The sequence below is a fragment of the Halopseudomonas oceani genome (assembly GCF_963677335.1).
Lineage (GTDB): Bacteria > Pseudomonadota > Gammaproteobacteria > Pseudomonadales > Pseudomonadaceae > Halopseudomonas > Halopseudomonas oceani.
In genome coordinates this window covers 3223173-3241266 of sequence record NZ_OY781932.1, presented here as the reverse complement: position 1 = coordinate 3241266, position 18094 = coordinate 3223173, and the positions used below count along the sequence as shown (strand labels likewise).

The 18094-nt window shown below is 60.2% G+C and carries 18 protein-coding genes; 5 read left to right on the top strand and 13 right to left on the bottom strand.

Going from position 1 to position 18094, the window contains the following annotated elements; all coding sequences use genetic code 11:
• Positions 1-7: 7 nt before the first annotated feature.
• The 7 genes from ACKPCU_RS15120 to ACKPCU_RS15090 all read right to left on the bottom strand — a co-directional run bounded on the left by ACKPCU_RS15120 (position 8) and on the right by ACKPCU_RS15090 (position 9587).
• A complete protein-coding gene (locus ACKPCU_RS15120; RefSeq protein ID WP_321347970.1) occupies positions 8-2089 on the bottom strand; it encodes a TonB-dependent receptor in 2082 nt (693 codons plus the stop codon).
• 261 nt (positions 2090-2350) lie between these two features.
• Positions 2351-3358, bottom strand: a complete 1008-nt coding sequence (locus ACKPCU_RS15115; RefSeq protein WP_321347968.1) for a siderophore ABC transporter substrate-binding protein — start codon at positions 3356-3358, stop codon at positions 2351-2353.
• Positions 3355-4131, bottom strand: a complete 777-nt coding sequence (locus ACKPCU_RS15110; RefSeq protein ID WP_321347966.1) for an iron ABC transporter ATP-binding protein — start codon at positions 4129-4131, stop codon at positions 3355-3357. The genes ACKPCU_RS15115 and ACKPCU_RS15110 overlap by 4 nt, the downstream gene beginning before the upstream one ends.
• Entirely contained in the window at positions 4128-5075 is a 948-nt protein-coding gene (locus ACKPCU_RS15105; RefSeq protein WP_321347964.1) for an iron chelate uptake ABC transporter family permease subunit, read from the bottom strand. The genes ACKPCU_RS15110 and ACKPCU_RS15105 overlap by 4 nt, the downstream gene beginning before the upstream one ends.
• Complete coding sequence (locus ACKPCU_RS15100; RefSeq protein ID WP_321347961.1) at positions 5066-6016, bottom strand: ABC transporter permease; 951 nt, start codon at positions 6014-6016, stop codon at positions 5066-5068. The genes ACKPCU_RS15105 and ACKPCU_RS15100 overlap by 10 nt, the downstream gene beginning before the upstream one ends.
• Positions 6016-7785, bottom strand: a complete 1770-nt coding sequence (locus ACKPCU_RS15095) for an ABC transporter ATP-binding protein (protein WP_321347959.1) — start codon at positions 7783-7785, stop codon at positions 6016-6018. The genes ACKPCU_RS15100 and ACKPCU_RS15095 overlap by 1 nt, the downstream gene beginning before the upstream one ends.
• Positions 7779-9587, bottom strand: coding sequence for an ABC transporter ATP-binding protein (locus ACKPCU_RS15090; RefSeq protein ID WP_321347956.1), 1809 nt, complete (start codon positions 9585-9587; stop codon positions 7779-7781). Before ACKPCU_RS15090 ends, ACKPCU_RS15095 begins: the two co-directional genes overlap by 7 nt.
• A gap of 136 nt (positions 9588-9723) precedes the next feature.
• Here ACKPCU_RS15090 and ACKPCU_RS15085 point away from each other — a divergent pair, with 136 nt between their 5' ends.
• Positions 9724-10350 (top strand): TetR/AcrR family transcriptional regulator, encoded by a 627-nt coding sequence (locus ACKPCU_RS15085; RefSeq protein WP_321347955.1) that lies wholly within the window; start codon positions 9724-9726, stop codon positions 10348-10350.
• 83 nt (positions 10351-10433) lie between these two features.
• On the opposite strand, the gene ACKPCU_RS15080 is transcribed toward ACKPCU_RS15085, so the two are convergent.
• Both ACKPCU_RS15080 and ACKPCU_RS15075 read right to left on the bottom strand, forming a co-directional pair.
• Positions 10434-10985 carry a cysteine hydrolase family protein gene (locus tag ACKPCU_RS15080; protein ID WP_321347952.1) on the bottom strand — a complete coding sequence of 184 codons (552 nt, stop codon included), beginning with the start codon at positions 10983-10985 and terminating at the stop codon, positions 10434-10436.
• A gap of 124 nt (positions 10986-11109) precedes the next feature.
• Positions 11110-12108, bottom strand: coding sequence for a GlxA family transcriptional regulator (locus ACKPCU_RS15075; protein ID WP_321347950.1), 999 nt, complete (start codon positions 12106-12108; stop codon positions 11110-11112).
• A gap of 203 nt (positions 12109-12311) precedes the next feature.
• Here ACKPCU_RS15075 and ACKPCU_RS15070 point away from each other — a divergent pair, with 203 nt between their 5' ends.
• Positions 12312-12911 (top strand): IMPACT family protein, encoded by a 600-nt coding sequence (locus ACKPCU_RS15070; RefSeq protein WP_321347948.1) that lies wholly within the window; start codon positions 12312-12314, stop codon positions 12909-12911.
• Positions 12912-12942: 31 nt separating this feature from the next.
• Here ACKPCU_RS15070 and ACKPCU_RS15065 read toward each other — a convergent pair whose 3' ends face one another.
• Genes ACKPCU_RS15065 through ACKPCU_RS15055 form a run of 3 tightly spaced genes read right to left on the bottom strand, consistent with a single transcriptional unit; the run spans position 12943 to position 14464 of the window.
• Positions 12943-13374, bottom strand: a complete 432-nt coding sequence (locus ACKPCU_RS15065; protein ID WP_118129419.1) for a carboxymuconolactone decarboxylase family protein — start codon at positions 13372-13374, stop codon at positions 12943-12945.
• 2 nt (positions 13375-13376) lie between these two features.
• Positions 13377-14021: an FMN-dependent NADH-azoreductase gene (locus ACKPCU_RS15060; protein ID WP_321347945.1), complete on the bottom strand. Its 645-nt coding sequence runs from the start codon at positions 14019-14021 to the stop codon at positions 13377-13379.
• Positions 14018-14464, bottom strand: a complete 447-nt coding sequence (locus ACKPCU_RS15055; protein WP_321347942.1) for a GNAT family N-acetyltransferase — start codon at positions 14462-14464, stop codon at positions 14018-14020. Before ACKPCU_RS15055 ends, ACKPCU_RS15060 begins: the two co-directional genes overlap by 4 nt.
• An 87-nt stretch (positions 14465-14551) precedes the next feature.
• Between ACKPCU_RS15055 and pdxR the strand changes: the two genes are divergently transcribed.
• Positions 14552-15970: a MocR-like pyridoxine biosynthesis transcription factor PdxR gene (gene pdxR / locus ACKPCU_RS15050; RefSeq protein WP_321347940.1), complete on the top strand. Its 1419-nt coding sequence runs from the start codon at positions 14552-14554 to the stop codon at positions 15968-15970.
• 18 nt (positions 15971-15988) lie between these two features.
• On the opposite strand, the gene ACKPCU_RS15045 is transcribed toward pdxR, so the two are convergent.
• Complete coding sequence (locus ACKPCU_RS15045; RefSeq protein ID WP_321347938.1) at positions 15989-16363, bottom strand: cupin domain-containing protein; 375 nt, start codon at positions 16361-16363, stop codon at positions 15989-15991.
• 102 nt (positions 16364-16465) lie between these two features.
• Here ACKPCU_RS15045 and ACKPCU_RS15040 point away from each other — a divergent pair, with 102 nt between their 5' ends.
• Both ACKPCU_RS15040 and ACKPCU_RS15035 read left to right on the top strand, forming a co-directional pair.
• Positions 16466-17329 carry a LysR family transcriptional regulator gene (locus tag ACKPCU_RS15040; protein ID WP_321347936.1) on the top strand — a complete coding sequence of 288 codons (864 nt, stop codon included), beginning with the start codon at positions 16466-16468 and terminating at the stop codon, positions 17327-17329.
• 159 nt (positions 17330-17488) lie between these two features.
• Positions 17489-17992, top strand: a complete 504-nt coding sequence (locus ACKPCU_RS15035) for a DUF2059 domain-containing protein (RefSeq protein WP_104737795.1) — start codon at positions 17489-17491, stop codon at positions 17990-17992.
• Positions 17993-18094: the final 102 nt, after the last annotated feature.

Below are 18094 nucleotides of genomic sequence, written 5' to 3'. Positions count from 1 at the left end.
GCCTCGATCAGAAGTCCACGGTGGCCGAGAGATTGACTGTCCGTGGCGCTCCCACCGCCAGGCTGGTGTAGTGTGGCTTGGCCCAGTAGGCCTTGTTGCCGACGTTGGTTACCGCCGCGCGCAGCGTCAGTTGATGATCTGACACGACCGATGAGTGTCTTGCCCCCAGATCAAAAACCGTGTGGCCCGGAATCGATAATGAGTTGTCGGCATTGAGATACTGTTTGGAGACCGAGGTGGCATTGGCCGTCAGCGTTAAGCCGGGCAGCATAGGCGTATCCCACTCGACGCCCAGTTTGCCCTGCCACTTGGGCAAGCCCACTGCTTGCTGACCTTCATTGTCATCGCTGGCAGCCTTGGTTACTTCCGCGTCCGAGTAGGCCACGCCGCCCATCAGCCGAACCGAATCCAGCGGGCTGCCAAAGAAGCCCCACTCAACGCCTCGGTTGCGTTGCTCGCCGCCAAAGGAAAAGACGTTGGTGGTTGGATCGGTATAGCTGCTGGGGCGTTCTATTTCGTACACGCCGAGGGTATGGGCGAATTCGCCAAGGTCGAATTTGATGCCGACCTCCCGCTGCTTGGTTTTGTAAGGGGCAAAGACTTCGCCGGCATTGTCGGCTGTGTTCGGTGCGATGGACCCTTGACTGAGGCCTTCGATGTAATTGGCGTAGAGTGATATTTCTTCGCTGGCCTTGACCAGAACGGCGACCGCCGGAGAGGTTGCGCTCTCGTCATATCGCTTGCTCAACCGCGCGCCGGTGGTGCCGTTGAAACTGTCTGTTCTGACCTCCTGACGCCGGACGCCAAGCGTCAGCTGTACCCGTTCCTGGGCAAATGAAAGCGTGTCGGCCAGGCCCAGGCTGGTAAGGCGTGTCTGCGTTCTGGTAATGGCCATAATGGAGGAGGGAAGCGCAGGCTCAGGGCCCCAGACGGGGTCGTATATGTTGGTTACCCAGGGGCTGGGGAGCAGATTTCTAAACCCGTTGAGGTGGTAGTCTTCGTCGTAATAGGTGGCATTGACCGCAAACTCGTGGCCGATTGCGCCGGTAGTCGCGTCGCCCATCAAGCCAACCTCGGCTGATGTACGTTCAATCTTGTCCGCGACGCCGCTGAAGTTGATTTCAAAGTCGCCGGCATCGTTCAGTATTCGGCCGGCGCCCATGTTGGATTTGAACTCGGTTTCACTCGAGCCGCCTGTGGCGTAGAAGGTCAGGTGGTCGCTCAGGTCAAATTCGCCGCGCAGCATTGCGCCTTCGTCGCTGCTTTCATAGAAAGCCCAAGGTGGATTCCATGAAACATCGGGGTCCGGCACGCTGGGCAGTGATACGCCTGGTGCGAGCGTCAGGCCGCGGGTCAAGCCTTTACCGTTGTCTTCACTCTGGTACAGGTCGGCTGAAAGGCGCATGCGCTCGCCACGCCAATCGAGCCCTACAGAGGACATGGTCACCTTCTTGTCCTGATCGTTGACCGCCGTTTCGCCGTCGCGATATACGCTGTTGAAACGCACACCGAACTGCCCGTCTTCGCCAAAACGACGGCCCAAGTCAATATGGCCACCGTACTGGGCATCGGACATGTAGCTGGCCGTCAACCGCGTTAGCGGTTCATCACCGGCTCGTTTGGTGACGAGATTGACAGTTCCCCCGGCCGAGCCCTTCGGCGGCATACCGTTGAGCAAGGCGGAGGGCCCCTTGAGCACATCGACGCGTTCGAACATCTCTGGTGAGTTGCGGTAGTACGCCGCCATGCCGGCCAGGCCGTTCATGGTCACATCCCCGACGCTGGATGACAGGCCGCGAATCGAATAGCTTTCCTGGCTCTCGCCCGGTATGCCACTGGTATACACGGCAGGATCGGTTTTGGCGATGATGTCGCTGATGTCGCGTGCCTGCTGGTCGGCGATGTATTTTTCGGTGTAGCTGATGGTGGAAAAGGGCGTCTCCATGAAGTCCTTCTCACCCAGAAACCCGACACGGCCACCGGTTGCCACCTGCTCTCCAGCGTAGCTCTCGACGGTTTCGGCCTCGCCCTCTACGGTGATGGCCCGCAGTACCGCTTCCTCTTCATCCGCAGTACTTTCTGCGTACACGGGCGACGTTGCGAGGCTCAGGCCTGCGGCTGACACGCTAATCAGTATCGCCGCACGCATGCCCGTCGCGAGGCGGGTCAGGGGAAATGCGGGCTGATCGGACCCCGTTGTTGCTGTTGAGCCAGTGGCTCGGTGTTGGCAGTGGTGGTTCACGTTGGCTCCCTCGTGGTTTAGGTTGTTTGTTTTATTAAGAAAAGACATAAGGCTGTCGATAATCATTTGCTTTTAAGCGAGTGGGTTCGCACGCCAGGCCTGGCCTGGCTAGGGTTCGTTCTGATAGCCGCTGATCACGTCCTCAATGATGATTTTCATCGAGTTCACGCTGGCGGCGGTCACGTACCAGGCTTGCGCATCGGCAAAAACGACGTGGCCGTTTTTCCACGCGTTGGTCTGCCGCAGCAGCGGGTTGCCCAAGGTGTCTGCGTTAAGCGCCGGGCGGTGCTCCATGACAGCGGTGCGATCAACCACATAAATCACATCCGGGTTGGCCTGCTGGATGAACTCGCTGGAAATCGGCCGGCCATGTAGCCCGGCTGCGCCCGCCGGCGTTGCAGACTTGACGCCCAGCGCGTTGAAGACAAAACCATAACGTGAGTGGGGACCAAAGGCGCTGAAGGCGCCGTTGTTGTGCAGTACGATCAGCGCTGTTTCAGGACGATCTCGGGTTAGTTGCCGCACCCGCTCGACCTGGCGATCCAGATCGGCAACTGCCTGCTGGGCCAGTTCATCTTTCTCGAATATCTGCCCAAGGGTCAGGAGGTGGCGCTTGATGATATCCAGGTGTTGCGCCTGGCTGTCACGGTAGTCCACGTCGAAGTGGATCGTCGGCGCGATCTCGCTCAGCTCCTGGTAGTGGCGCGCCTGCAACGAGGTAATCAGAATCAGGTCGGGCCTGGCGGCATGCACCTTTTCCAGGTTGGGCTGGACGATGGCGCCGGTGTCCTGAATGTCTGGTTGGTCCTGGTATTTGGCCAGAAAGTGGGGGATAAAGTCTTTTGGCATTCCGGCAACCGGAATGTCGAGCAGGTCAAGAAAGTCGACTTCATTCATATCCAGGGCCACCACGCGTTGCGGTCGGTGCTCTATCACCGTAGTGCCCAACTGGTGGTGCACCGTGACCGGGGTGTAGGCCTGATGTTCGGTGGTTTCGGTGGCGACTGGTTCAGGCGATGCCTGCGGCGCTTCTGCCGCTGAATCGCTGCAGCCGAGCAGTGCTGCTGTTGTTGCCAGCAGTAATGTTGCCGTCCACCGCGGGTGCATAAGGGTCATTCCAGTTCTCCTGACGGGGTGAAGTAGTTGCAGAGGTAGCCATGCGCGTCCCGTGTGACCTTGAACGAGAGGTCATACAGCTGCCGCAGCTTTTGCTCGCTCATGATGTCCGGCACGGTCCCTGCGTAGTGCACGGCACCGGCCTTCATGGCGACGATATGGTCCGAGTAGTTGGCGGCAAAGTTGATGTCGTGGACCACGAGGACGACGGTGCGACCCTGCTCGTCGCAGAGTCGGCGAAGGGCGCGCATGATTTGTACGGCGTGTTTGATATCGAGATTGTTCAGCGGCTCATCGAGTAACAGATACTCGGTTTGCTGGGCGATGGTCATGGCCAAAAACGCCATCTGGCGTTGACCGCCACTGATCTCATCCAGATAGGCATCGCGCAACGCATCCAGCGTCAGAAAGGCGATGGCCTCGTCGATGATGCGCTGATCCTCGACCGTGAGCAGGCCTCGGCTGTAGGGAAAGCGGCCGAAGGCCACCAGCTCTTGTACGGTCAGCCGCAGATTGAAGTCGGGTGATTGGCGCAGGGTGGCGACGCGCTTGGCGTAGTCGTTAATGCGGATACGGCTGATCTCGGTGCCGTCGAGCTGAATACTGCCGCTGCTTGGCTCCAGCAGTCGGGCAATCATCATCAGGAGCGTTGTCTTGCCTGCGCCGTTGGGGCCAATGAGCGACGTCAGTTGGCCGGTCGGAAAGGCTACATTCACACTAGATAGCACCGCCTTGGTGCCATAGCGCTTGGATAGGTTTGTTACCGTGATCATGCCGTCCCCCGGCTGCGTACCATCAGCATCAGGAACCAGGCGCCACAGACCAGGTTGATGAGGATGCCGACGCTGGTTCGATAGTTGAAGAGGTGCTCCACCGCGAGCTGGGCCACAATGAAAAGACTGATGGCGACGGCGCATCCCATGGGCAGGGTGAGGCGGTGCTTGAAGCTGCGCGTCAATGCGTAGGTCGTGTTGGCGACGAAAATACCCATGAAGGCGGTTGGCCCCAGCAGGCTGGTGGATATCGCGACCAGTACGGCGATCAGGGCAAGGTATCCCTGAACGCTGCGTTGATAGTCCACCCCCAGTGAGATGGCCTGATCCCGGCCCAGTGACAGTACATCGAGTGTCGGCAGGTTGCGGCGAAAAACCAGCCACACGGCGGTTACCAGCAGGCTCGATATGATCAATTGGGCGGGCTCTGCTTTGCCAAAGGAGGCTTGGCTAAAGCCCAGCAGGATAGAGAATTCGCCGGGGCTGACGGTAAATTGGATGAACTGGGTAAGGGTGCTGATGACCATGGTCAGCACCAGCCCCAACAGCAGCAGGAAGTACAGGTTCTGCCTGCCATCACGAAACAGCCAGCGGTGGATTGCCCACGAGTAGGTGAGCATCAGTAACACCGAGATAGCAAAGTTGCCGTTGGCACCCAGCATCACCAGGCTCTGCGCGCCCAGAGCCAATATCAGCAGCGACTGCAGGAGCAGGTAAACGGCCTCATAACCCATGATTGCCGGCGTCAGTATCCGGTTGCCGGTGACGGTCTGAAACAGGATGGATGACCAGGCGATGCAGATCCCGCCGATGACCATCGCGACCAGGCGACCAAGGCGCTTGGGAATGACGTAGTCGAAATCCAGCCCGGAATTGAGCAACAGGAAGGTCAGGGCCAACATCGCGACCCCAAGCCAGACAGCGTAACGGGTTATCAGGCGCATCGTCTGCTTCTCCAGTAGATAAGTACCAGAAACAGCACACCGCCTACGGCCCCTGCGGTCAGACCGATGGGGATTTCAAATGGGTATATCAGCAGGCGCCCGAGAATATCGCAGGCCAGCAGTAACACCGCACCGCCCATCGCCACCAGGGGCAGGGTGCGGGCCAAATTGTCGCCGTACAGCAGGGCGATCAGATTGGGTATGACCAGGCCGACGAAGGGAATGGCGCCGACCGTGATGACCGTTGCGGAGACGGTGACCGAGACCAGTATGAGCCCCAGCGCAACGGTAACCGGGTAGTTCAGGCCCAAACTTGTGGCGATGCCTTCGCCCATGCCTAGCACGGTGAAACGGTGGGCAAAGAGATAGGTCAGCACGACCACCGGCAGTATCAGGTAAATGATCTCGTAGTTGCCCTGGACGATCTTGGAGAAGTCGCCCAGCAACCAGCCCTGCATGCTTTGCAGAATGTTGTGCCGGTAGGCATAAAACTCAGCAACTGCACTTAGCACCGCGCCGTACATCAGGCCGATCACCGGTACCAGAACGGTGTTGGCGAAGCGGATGCGGCGAACAATGGCGATGAAGATCAGGCAGGCAAGGAAGCTGAATGTCAGGGCGAACAGCAGCCGGCCGAGCGTGCCGATTGATGGCATCAGCACCAGTGCGACCAGGATACCCAGCTTGGCCGCGTCCAGGCCGCCCGAGGTCGCCGGCTCAACAAATTTGTTGCGCACGATGTGCTGCAGAATCACGCCGCAAACCGACAGCCCGACGCCCGTGAGCAGCAGTGCTGCCAGACGCGGCAAGCGGCTGGCGGTCAAGGTCAGCCAGGCGGAGGGAGACAGCTGCACCAGCTCGGACCAGGCCAGCTGTTGCGCACCTATCATCAGCGAAAGGCAAGCCAACACCACGAGCACAATAGCCAGGCCAGCCCGCATTAATTGCGCGCTCCTGTCGGCACTTGCTGGTTAATGCGCCATCCAGCGGCTGCCTGGCGTTGCTTGAGAAAGTGCGCATAACGTCCCTGTTGCGCTTGCAGCTGTTTGGGCGCGCCGCACTCGACGATCAGGCCGTCTTCCAGCACGACGATCTGATCCGCCTGGGCGATGGTTGAGAGCTGATGGGCGATGACCACCAGCGTGCGCTGGCCGCGCAGCCGCGTCAGCGTCTCGGCAATGACAGCCTGACTCTCGGTATCCAGCGCCGCCGTTGCCTCATCGACCAGCAGAATCGGCGCGTTCTTGAGCAGTGCCCGTGCGATGGTAATGCGCTGGCGTTCGCCGCCAGACAGGCGCGTACCGCCTTCGCCAACCTGGGTTTCGAGCCCCTGCGGCAGGCGCGCAATGATTTCTGCAACGCCGGCCAGCTCTGCTGCTTCCCGAACCTCGGGATCACTGGCATCAGGGTTACCCAGGCGTATGTTCTCGGCGATGCTGCCGGTGAACAGATAAGTGTTCTGGAATATTTGACTGATCTGCCCAGCCAGTTGCGCGCTGGCTATCTGTCGCACGTCGACACCGCCCACCAGTACGGCACCCTCGCTGACGTCAAAGCTGCGTGCAATCAGGCCCGCCAGGGTGGATTTGCCCGAGCCTGATTCGCCAATCAAAGCGGTCATGCTGCCGGCCTCGATACGTACATTCAGGTCGCGCAGGACCTCTGCCTCCTGCGCGGCATAGCGAAAGTGAACATCAACCAGCTCGATGGCGCTGTCGCGCGGTATTTGCGGTCTGTCGGGCTCGGGCAGGGGCTCGACGGCGTAGAGCTCCTCTATCGCGTCGAGCTGTCCGCGCGCATTGCGTACGACCTCGCTGTAGCCTGCGACTTCCTGTAGCGAATCGACAAAACGGCTGACCAACAGCAGGGCCGCGATCAGGGCCGCCATGTCGCCGTTCTGCAGACCGCCGTCCAGTTCGCTGTTAAGCCAAAACGCTGCACAAATCAGCAGGGCGGCAAACACCGCCTGTACCGCCCAGCTGTTCATGACGGCGGCTGACGAGGATAGCCAGATCAGCCGCATGCCGGACCGACGCTGTTGCAGTGATGCGTCCTCCAGCAGCCGCAAACTGTTGCCCTCGCCATTGAAGGCGCGGAGTACCGATTGAGCCTGGGCAAACTCCACCACGCGCTGGCTGGCTTCAGCAAAACGCTGTTGAAATGCGCTGTCGGCGCGTTTTGCCAGCATCGAGGACAGCCCCAATACGGCGGCCAGCAGAGGCAATGCCAGCAGTGCAATCAGCCCCAGTTGCCAGTGCAGCACCAGCAGGGCGCCAACCAGTACCAGCGGGGTAATTACCCCGGCAATCACCGGGGTGAACACATGCGCCGGCAGCTGGGCAACGGACATCATGCCCTGGGTGACCACATGGCTGAGGCGCGCAGTGTTCTGTGGCGAAAACCAGCCCACCGGCATGCTTGCCATCTGATCGCCCAGCCGATGGCGAGCGCCCTGCAGGATGGCCACACCTACGCGGATACCCGCCTGCTCAACGTGGCGTCGCAGGCCCCAGCAAAGGATGACACCGGCAAGCAAGGCAAGCAGCCAGGGCGTTGCCCCGCGGACGTCGTTGCTCAGCAGGTGGGTGATGACCGGCACCACGCTGGCTATGCTTAGCCCGCAAAGCGCGCCGTAGAGAACGGCCATCCAGCTATAGCGACGCAAGATGCCTGCGTCTTCTCCCAGCAACTGCACTAATGTCTTCAGCATGGCTGGACCTCCTCGGCGGCGGGTATGTCATAGCCACCTTTGATCCATAGCTGTGCGTAGCGGCCATTACGCTGCAGCAGTTGCTCATGGGTGCCCTGCTCGACGATGCGGGTGTCCTCGAGCACCAGAATGCGGTCCGCGTGCATGATCGTATCCAGTCTGTGGGCGATCACCAGCAGCGTTCTGCCCCGGGCGAAATCGGACAATGCGTTCTGCAGCGCGACCTCGTTCTGTGCGTCTGCTGCGGCGGTAGCTTCGTCGAGTACCAGCACCGGCGGGTCGAGCAGTACCGCACGGGCTACGCTGATACGCTGGCGCTCACCGCCGGACAGCTGCCCATCCTCGCCGATCACCGAATCGTACCCGCGGGGCAGGGCCAGAATGCGATCATGGATATTGGCTGCCCGTGCGGCGCTCTCGATTTCCTGCGCGCTGGCTGAGGGGTGACCGAGCGCGATGTTGTCGCGCACGCTTGCATGGATCAGGCGCACGTCCTGCAGTACAAAGCCGATGTGGCGGTAGAGTTGTGAGGCTTCGATACAGCGCAGGTCTGCGCCGCCCAGGGTGATGTTGCCCTCGGTTGGATCGAAGAATCGCAGGAGCAGTTGGGCCAGGGTCGACTTCCCCGCGCCCGATGGGCCAACGATAGCGGTGATGGTGTTGGGTTGCAGGGTAAAGCTGACCCCCGATAACACCTGGTGTTGCGGATCATAGGCGTAGCTGACGTTGTGGAAACGCACTTCATTGCCGACTGGCGTCTGCTGCTGTGTCGCGGGTATCGGTTCAAGGATGGGAGTTTCCAGCAATCCGATGACCCGCTGCGCCGCGCCGGTGGCGCTGCCAAGATCGTGCAGCAGGGTGTGCAGCATCAGCAGCGGAGCGCAGATGCCGGGCGCGACCAGCGCGAAAGGCAGTATCTCTACCGGAGTCATCCAGCCCAGGCCAACGAACACCGTTCCACTCGCCAGAACCACACCCAGCACAGTAATGGGGGCAATCATGGCGTGTGCGTGAGCCATTGAGGCCACCAGGGGGCCAGTCAGCTTGGTGAACGCCTTGGCAACGCTGTCGACGGCGTCTCGATAATTGGCATGAGCCTTACCCGTCACGCCGAAGGCTTTGACTACAGGGATGCCGGTAACGAATTCGACCGTGGCGCTGTTGAGGCGTCCCAGCTGGGTGACGAAGTCCTGCCTGGGGGCGTCGTCCGTGTTCATTGCACGCCGCAGAAACAGAAAGAAGCCGGGAAAGGGCAGCAGTGCCAGCAAAGCCATACGCCAGTCCAGCCAAAGCAGATAGGCGACGGAGATGAGGATCACACCGCAAGCGCGTCCTGCCGCGGTGTAGAAGTGGGCGGTGAGGCTGTGCAGCGTAACAATATCGTCCTGCATTGCCTGTTTGACTTCGCCTGATGTCCGGTTGCTGAACCAGCCCAAGGGGACCTTGGCCAGCCGCTGCGCCGTGGCGAGCCGCAGCTGGTGGACGAGTCTGTTATCAGCCAGATGCGCAGTCAGTTCACCGACCAGAATTAGTGTCATGCCGATAAACAGGCAGATCACGCTGACGGCCACCGTCCAGCCGACTGCGCTCTGCGGCTGCATCGGCCACAGCTTGGTCAAGCCAGGCTGACCCAGCGCAAGAGCGGCAATGTGGGCAATGCCGGCCAGCGGCACTAGCGTGAGCATGGTGCCCAGACCGGCCAGCAGTGTAGAAACGATCAAGTGGCCGCGAATCGGGGCCAGCACCTGACTGATGGGGCCAGGTTGGTTGGTATTAACCATAGTCTTGGCAGGTGAACTCATGGAAGAATAGCGCGTCCAAATGAATTAGTTGCATGACTATAAACTAAATGAGAATTGATTGCATCATGAAAGCGAGCCGGACGTTCTCAACGGTCCAGCTGATGCGCCCGCACACGCCAGCAAGCAAGGGGTAAACATGCAGGAGACTGAACGGCCGACTACCCGTGGTCGGCCGCCAAAGATCACGCCAGAACGCATCGTCAACGCCGGCATTGAAATGGGCTTGCCCAACATCACCTTTGTTGGGGTGGCAGCAGCGCTCGGCGTCAGCCACATGGCGCTGTACAAGCACGTACCCAGTCTGGAAGCGCTCAAGCAGATGGTCGCGGAAGCCATTTTCAGCCGGTGGCAGATCCCCCCGGTCGCGAGTGAGAGCCCATCTGACCTAATGGGCTACCTGATCGACTTCTCGGCGTCCGCCCAGGCGTTGGTCAAATGTAATCCGGGGCTGACGCCTTATGTGATTCGCCGGCTGGCGGCAACACAGCCCATGCTCGACAAGATCGACGAGCATCAGAGTCAGCTGGCGCGCTGCTACGGTATCGACAAGGATCACGCGCGGTGGCTGCTGGCGACGGTGGCGTTTCACTGCATTGCCGTGGCCGATACGGTGTACTCGGTAGCGGGTCAGGAAGTCACGGGAGAAGCCGATCGCGCAACGGAGGTGGCCGAGATGGAGGCTGAGTTTGCCGAGGGTATGCGGGCGCTGATTACCGGTGCGCTGGCAATGATGGAGCAACGTGATCTGCAGGCGCGCGGTTAACCGCACCTGCAGATCACTTGCTTGATGATGGTCCAGCGTCAGCGGCTTCGCGGCGATTGTCACGCGTGGCCGTGGCCTGCCGTTTACTGCGCGGCGAGATAGGCCTGCGTCGAGATCACGGCGCAATAGCCAAACTCGAAGGCCGCCATCATGGCCGCCTGCACTTGGCCCGCAGGCGTTGTCACCCCGTTGAACTCAAGATCCAGCGTGGCGCAGGCGTCGTGCAGCACGGTGGCGGGGTAGCCCATATCAACGGCAGCCCGCACGCAAGCGTCGACGCACATGTGGCTCATTGCCCCGATCACCACAACCTCTTCAATGCCGTGCTGGTCCAGCTGCTGCTTGAGATCGGTCTCGCGGAAGGCGTTGATATGCCGCTTGACGATGACCGGCTCACCCTCAACGGGCGCTACGCACGTCTGAATCTGCGCGCCCACTGAGCCCGCTGCGAATAGAGGCGCATTACTGTCGGGCGATTCATGACGCACGTGAAACACTGGCACGCTCCTTGTTCTGGCAGCGGCGATGACGTCGGCGGCATTTTTTGCGGCCGCCTCTATGCCCGTCAGCGGCAGCTTGCCGTCGGGGAGATAATCGTTTTGCAGATCGATGACAATCAAGCCGGCTTTTTTCATGACGTTTCACCTCGGGTGATGGAAAGCCGTCATGGTCGGCTTTTGGCAACGGGCAGATAAGTGGCGGCAACGACATTTCAGGTGTTGATAACGACACAGGGTTGTCCCGTATCGGCAGAAGCATCTATGAGCTGCTTGCCCGCGTGCTGTTGCCAAACCGGCGGCGGTATTCGCCGGGTGACAGGCCGACAATACGCGTGAATACCTTGCGAAACGCGCCAGCGTCGCTGTAGCCAACTTCCCACGCAACGCGCTCCACTGAGGCCTTGTCGAACTGCAGCAGCTCTTGTGCGCGGCCCACGCGCAAGCGCTGGCAGTATTCGGTGGTGGTCATGCCGGTGGCTTTCTGAAAGCGGCGCAGCAGCGTGCGTTCTTGCAGTCCGGCCTGCGCCGCCAGGATTGGTAACGCCATCTCTTTGGCCTGAGTGGCTTGCAGCCAGTGCTGCAGTTTGAGTACCGCCGCGTCTGCGTGGGTCAGGCGCGGTGAAAACAGGCTGTAATAACGCTGCTCGCGGCCGGGTGGATCGACCAGCAGTGTGCGTGCTGTCTCGATCATGACGGTCGGCCCCAGCAGCCGATCAACCAGCCTTAGCCCCAGATCAGTCCAGGCCATCAGGCCGCCGGCGGTGATAATGTCGCCATCGTCGATGATGAGTTGATCGGCATCCACGCGTACGTCGGGATGGCGCTCCTGCAACAGCGTGGCATAGGCCCAGTGGGTGGTCATCTTGCGGCCAGTCAGCAGCCCGGTCGCAGCCAGCGGGAAAGCGCCCGCACAGACCGATGCCAAGGCAACGCCCTCGCCATGGCGTGCTACCAGCCAAGCACTGAGCGTGCCTGTGTCATCGGCAAAAACCGGTTCGTTCAAGGTGGGCGGCAGGATCAGCGCCGACAGCAGCGCATCAGCCGACGCGCCAGAGCTGCTGTCAAACACGCGCACGGGCAGGTCGCCAGGCTGGTTTTGCTGCCAGTGGGTTATGCGCAACGGCGGTTCGGCGTGCGGCAGGTGCGATAGTGCCTCACGGTTGGCTACGGCAAACAGGTCGGTCAGGCCGAGCACAGCCGCCTGCTGTGCGCCGGGATACAGTACCAACCCGATCTCAACGGCCTGTGTTGTTTGCATATAGCCCCGGCTTGAGGTTGTTCATCTAGGCGCTCCTGCGTGCAACCGTTTGTTTCTCGGCTGCTTGGTCAGATGCGGCCAATATTAGAGTGTCGAATAGAGCCGGGATACCGGTTGTTGCCAGAATTTTTCTGCCGACAACGTGGCTTTGGCTGGGCTTCTCAATACTGTATGCAGCGTGGCTACCGGGTTATCCTAGCGCCATGTACAGTCTTGTTCAGCCCGTCTCTCACACGCTGGAAATCCGTAAAAGCCGCTTCCTTGCCTGCGTCGAACCCTGCACCGATCGCGCCGCAGCGCAGGTGCGGGTTAATGAGTTACGCGCGCAGCACCCCGGTTGCGCACATGTCTGCTGGGCGTTGTTGGCGGGTGGTCACAGCGCGGCGGTGGACGATGGTGAACCCTCGGGCACGGCGGGGCGGCCGATGCTGGATGTGCTGCGGCATCAACAGCTCGATGGTGTGCTGGCGACGGTCGTGCGCTACTTCGGCGGCGTCAAGCTGGGTGCTGGCGGGCTGGTGCGGGCCTATACCGATGCGGTAGCACAGGCGTTGCTGCAGGCGGAAAAAATCGAGCACATTCCTGCTCAGACCCTGAACTGCGAGCTGGCCTATGCCCATGAAGGTGTCGCCCGCAACCTGATTGCCGAACTCGGCGGTGAGCTGCTTACGGTCAGTCACGGGCAGGCTGTGTGTTTACATCTGCGCTTGCCCACGACGGCAGTCGATGCGCTGCAGGAGCAGCTGTTATCGATCACTCGGGGCGAACTCGGGTGGGAGGTCGCCGCTCCCTCAGCGGATTGATGAAGCGGCATGGCTGCGTGTGTTGCGGTGCTTAGAGGTTCATCCCTACCGCGAGTCGATTGAAGGCGTTCATCAGGGCGGCCGCCAGGGTTAGATCAGATATTTCGTTATCGCTGAAGTGCGCTTTCAGCGGTTCGTATACCGCGTCTGGCGCACCGTTTTCGCTGATGCCGGTGAGCGTCTCTGCCCACTCCAGGGCGGCGCGCTCGCGCTCGTCAAACAACGCGCTCACCCGCCAGCCTGCTAGGCAATCCAGCTTGTCCTGCGGCACGGCAACTTCGCGCAATGCCTGCGAGTGCTTTTGCAGGCAGAAAGCGCAGCCGTTGATCTGTGAGATACGCAAATACACCAGTTCCAGCAGTGGCAAGCCAAGCGCGCTTTTGGCCAGCGCCGTGTTGGTAGCGAGCAGGCCCTGGTAGGCTTCAGGTGATAGCGACTGGAACGGCAGTCTAAGTTGGCTCATGGTTAACACTCCGTATGAGAGAAAGGTCTAGCCAGGTCATGGCGGTCGAGTGATTGGTCCTGCCACAGCGAAGTTCGGGCGCCTTCAACCGCTGCGAGCACGGCGTCGTCATCAAACGCCAGTCCCTCCAGATACGTGAAGCGCAGATTGAAGAGCCCCAGTGTGTTGAGCACCTGACGCAGGTAAGGGGTCAGGAAGTCCGGTTGGCGTGCCTGCTCGGCCCGGTGAAACCCGCCGGAGCTGACCAGGACATGTACCGGCCGGTCGCTGAGCAGGCCTATTTTGCCCTTCGGTGTGGAGCTAAACGTCCGGTGAATACGCAGGACGTAGTCGATCCAGAGTTTGAGCGCGGCGGGCACCGTGAAGTTATGCATAGGCGTGGTGATAAGCAGCATGTCGCTGCGTTCCAGTTCGCCGATCAACTCTTCGGATACCTTGAATACTGGCGAAGCAAATAGCTCGGCACTGGTCAGGGCGTGGGCGTAGTCCACATCGATTGGTGGCAATGGCTCTGTGCTGAGGTTGCGCTCAATCAGCTCAAGGCCGGGATGCTGGCGGCGTAACGACGCCACCCATTCAAGCACCAGCTGACTGGCATGGGAGTGTTGTCCATACGGACTCGCGTTGATCAGTAACAGGCTCTTCATGGCAGGTTTTGCGCTCGCAGGCTCTCGCTGAAATGTAACCCTCGCGCCAGCAGGCCCTGGCGGAAATAGAAACGCTGGGCCAGCGGCATATGCAGGCCGGTGTCCAACACCAGATGGTCGCAGTCGCGTTGTTCTGCGACCTCGCGCACTGCCTTTAACAGCTGCCGTCCCAGGCCGCTGTTCTGGATACCGGGCGTCACCACAAGGTCGTCGACGTAAATGAAACGGCCATAGAGCAGATTTTCCAGTTCACGGTATCCGATCAGACCAACGATGCCCTCGGTGCCTGAGGCCGCCAGCAGCCGGTAGCCCTGCCTGCTCTGGCGAGCGAGCTGCGCTTTGTAATCGTCCAGCCGGGTGATATGCGGGCGCAATACGCGCATCAGTTCAAAGCTGGCAGCAAACGCATTGTCACCATCCAGGTGTTCAAGTGTGTACGGCACGGTCGTCGCCTTGTGATAAACAGGAGCCCAGCTTATAAACGCGATGGCTTAAGCTATAGAGCCAAAAAACGCTTAAACGAGTAGGCCATGTTTGTTCCCAGCGATGTCGACCGTCGACAGTCAACGCCGATCTATCGCCAGCTTTATCAGCGGGTTCGTGACGCCATTGCTGACGGTCGTATACAGCCCGGTGATCGAGTGCCCGCCGCGCGTGCGTTGTCGGCGGAGCTGAACGTGGCGCGCGGCACTGTCGAGTCCGCTTATCAATTGCTGATTGGCGAGGGGTATCTGATCGCCCGCGGGGCGGCCGGCACCTTTGTCGCTCCGCAGCTGGCGTCGGTTGCCGGCTGTGTGCCTCGCGCGCCCGCTATCTCGACCGCCTATCCAGCCATTCATGACGGCAAGCCGCCGCTACCGTTGCAAATGGGCCTTCCCGCGCTGGATGCGTTTCCTCGCAAGCTCTGGGTAAGGTTGGCAGGTCGGCAATTGCGCCAGGCCGGCCTTGACGGCCTTGTTTACCCTGACTCGCACGGCTACGCGCCGCTGCGCGCAGCCATTGCGTCCTACCTGGGAATTGCACGCGGGATCAGTTGCCACCCGGATCAGATTTTCGTGTGCGCGGGCTATCGAGCCTGTCTCGATTTGATTTGCCATACGCTGATGGGGCAAGGCGATGCGTGCTGGCTGGAAGAGCCGGGCTACTTTCTGGCCCGCAACGCGCTGCTGGAGGCTGGCGCACAGCTGGTGCCAGTGCCGGTAGATGAACACGGACTGGACGTCTCTCAGGGTGTCGCCCGTTCCCCGCACGCACGCTTTGCGCTGGTCACGCCGACCCATCAGAGTCCGTTGGGCGTATCGTTGTCACTGGCGCGTCGGCTGGCGTTGCTGGCCTGGGCAGAACGGCAAGGTAGCTGGATCATCGAGGATGATTACGACAGTGAGTACCGTTACCAGGGCAAGCCGTTGCCGGCACTCAAAAGCCTCGACCAGCAGGGGCGGGTACTCTACACCGGCACCTTCAGCAAGGTCCTGTTCCCGGGGCTGCGGCTGGCCTATCTGGTAGTGCCTGCGGAGCAGAGCCAGGCCTTTGCCCGGCAAGCGGATCGCCTGCACAGCCACTGTCCTCAGGTGTTGCAGGCGACGGTGGCTGCGTTTCTGAATGAAGGTCACTTCGCGCGGCATCTGAAGAAAATGCGCAGCCTCTATGCCGAGCGACGGCAATGGCTGGTCGATGCGCTGCAGCAGCAATTGGCTGACCGTATCCGCATCCACCTCCAGGCGGGCGGCATGCACTTGCTGGTGGAGCTGTGCGAGGGTGGTGACATTGAGCTGGCTGTGCGTGCCGAAGCCGCAGGGCTGGCGGTCCAGCCCTTGTCAAAATGGTATCTGGAAGGCAATCACAGGTGCGGCTTAATGCTTGGTTTTACCAATATCACCAGCCCCGAACAGGCCTCTCAGTTGGTCGGCCGTTTGGCGCGTGTCCTCCAGTGGGGTAACCCTGAATGAGCTGCCGGCGCGCCCGGTTTAGCCCAGCTGTCGCTCGATAGGCACGGTTCGGTCGCTGACTTCGTCGCCCGTGTGGCGGGTAGTCACGGTTTCAATCAAGACGATGCCACACTCCTCAGCGGCGACCGGGTTGTGTGGCGTGCCCTTGGGGATTACGTAAAAATCGCCAGGGCCAAGGGTGACCTCCGACTGTTCCAGTTGAATCTTCAGCTCGCCGTATACCACCCAAAACAGCTCGTCTTCATCGGTGTGGGAATGCCACATCAGTTCGCCTTTGAGCTTTGCCACCTTGATGTACTGATCATTGACCTGGCCAATGATCTGGGGTGTCCAGTACTGGGTAATACGAGCCAGCGCTGCCTCGACGTTGGTGCTGTTCTTACTCGCGATCATAACCATGGCTCCGTGCAAAAGAAGGCTACCTTAGCTGGACGGAACAGCACCGCCTATCGAATGTTTATACTGGGAGTATTAGCAATCGTAATGGCCACTCACATGTCCTTGGTTCGTCATATTGACCTTGTCCTGCTTCGTGCCTTCGTTGCCGTAGCGCAAACCGGCAGCATCAGCGCCGCCGCGGGTCAGTTGCATTTGACCCAAGGCGCAATCAGTCAGCAGGTGAAGCGGTTGGAAGCGTTTTTTGCCTGCAAACTGTTGGAGCGCGATTCGCGTGGAGCGCAGTTAACCGCCCAGGGCGTCGAGTTCTTGCCCAAAGCGCGGCGGCTGCTGGATCTCAATGACAGTCTGTGCGCTTCTATGGCTGGCGCGACCATCACTGAGATCATACGGATCGGCATACCCTACGATATGGCTGGCGCGTACGTCGCTCCCGTGCTCAAGGCGTTTTCTCAAGCGTATCCGCATGTCGAAGTCATCGTTGTGTCCGGTTCATCCGTTGATCTGATGAGTGACTTTGCCAAGGGGCTGATCGACCTGACCATCCGGCAGTGTCCAGAGGCCGAGAGCACGGCAGAACGCTTGGCGTTGGTACCGCTGGTTTGGCTGGCCAGCGCAGAGGACGTGTTTAGCCAAAGGCCGTTGCCGTTGTGTTTTGTAACCCCGACCTGCGCCTTTCGACCTGTGGTGTTCTCTCGTCTGGCCGAGGCTGACATAGGCTGGCGTGTGATATTTGAAAACGCCTCAGTCGACACCACCCTGGCGACAGTACAGAGCGGTCTGGCTTTGACCCCGTGGCTGCGCCCATTGGTGCCGGATGGCTTTCGGGTACTGGGAGAGGAGGCCGGCTTGCCATCATTGCCTGACTTTGCGATCGAGCTGCATGTTCCGCAACACGCAAGCGAAGGTGCTCAGGGTATGGCAACGCTCATTCGTCAGCACATCAGCGGGGTGTACGGCTGAGCGGCACGGCGGGTAAAGAAAGGGCGTAGCAGATCACAGTGGAAGCATCTTGCCGCGATGACACGGCTAAACCAGCCAGTGTGGCGCCAAAGCCGGATTCCAGCTGTGGTATAACGGGGCGGCAAGTTTCAATCAAACAGTCACCAGTAAGGATACGTCGTGAAGAAACTCCTCCTTTCTATCGTTTTTGCCTTGATTTCACCGGTCGCCTTCGCTGACCAGCCCAGCGATGACTCCATTCGTGAGTTGATGGAAATTACCGACTCGCGTCAGTTGATGGAGGGCGCGATGGCCCAGGCAGACCAGATGATGCGTGCGGCCATGGAGCAGACTATTCAGGGGCACGATATCTCTTCCGCTGACCGCAAGGTCCTCGATGACATGCGTGAGAAAATGGTGGCCCTGCTGCAAGAGGAGCTCAGCTGGGCTTCGATGGAGCCGATGTTCATCCAAATCTATCAGCAATCCCTGTCGCAATCCGAAGTAGATGCCATGCTGGAGTTCTACCGCTCCGAAGCGGGCGAGGCATTGGTCGCGAAGATGCCAGTCATCATGCAGAACACCATGGTTCTGATGCAGCAACGCATGGCCAACATGGCGCCACGCATGCAGCAAATCCAGGAAGAAGCCCGGGCAAAACTGCAGGGCAAGTCGGCGCAGTAAATGCTCTGTTGAACAGCGCTGTGATGTGAGTCGCAGCGCTGTCTGTTGCCTCCCGCCTGCGCCGACTTGTCGGACGTGCTCAATACCGCGACAAATTTCTTT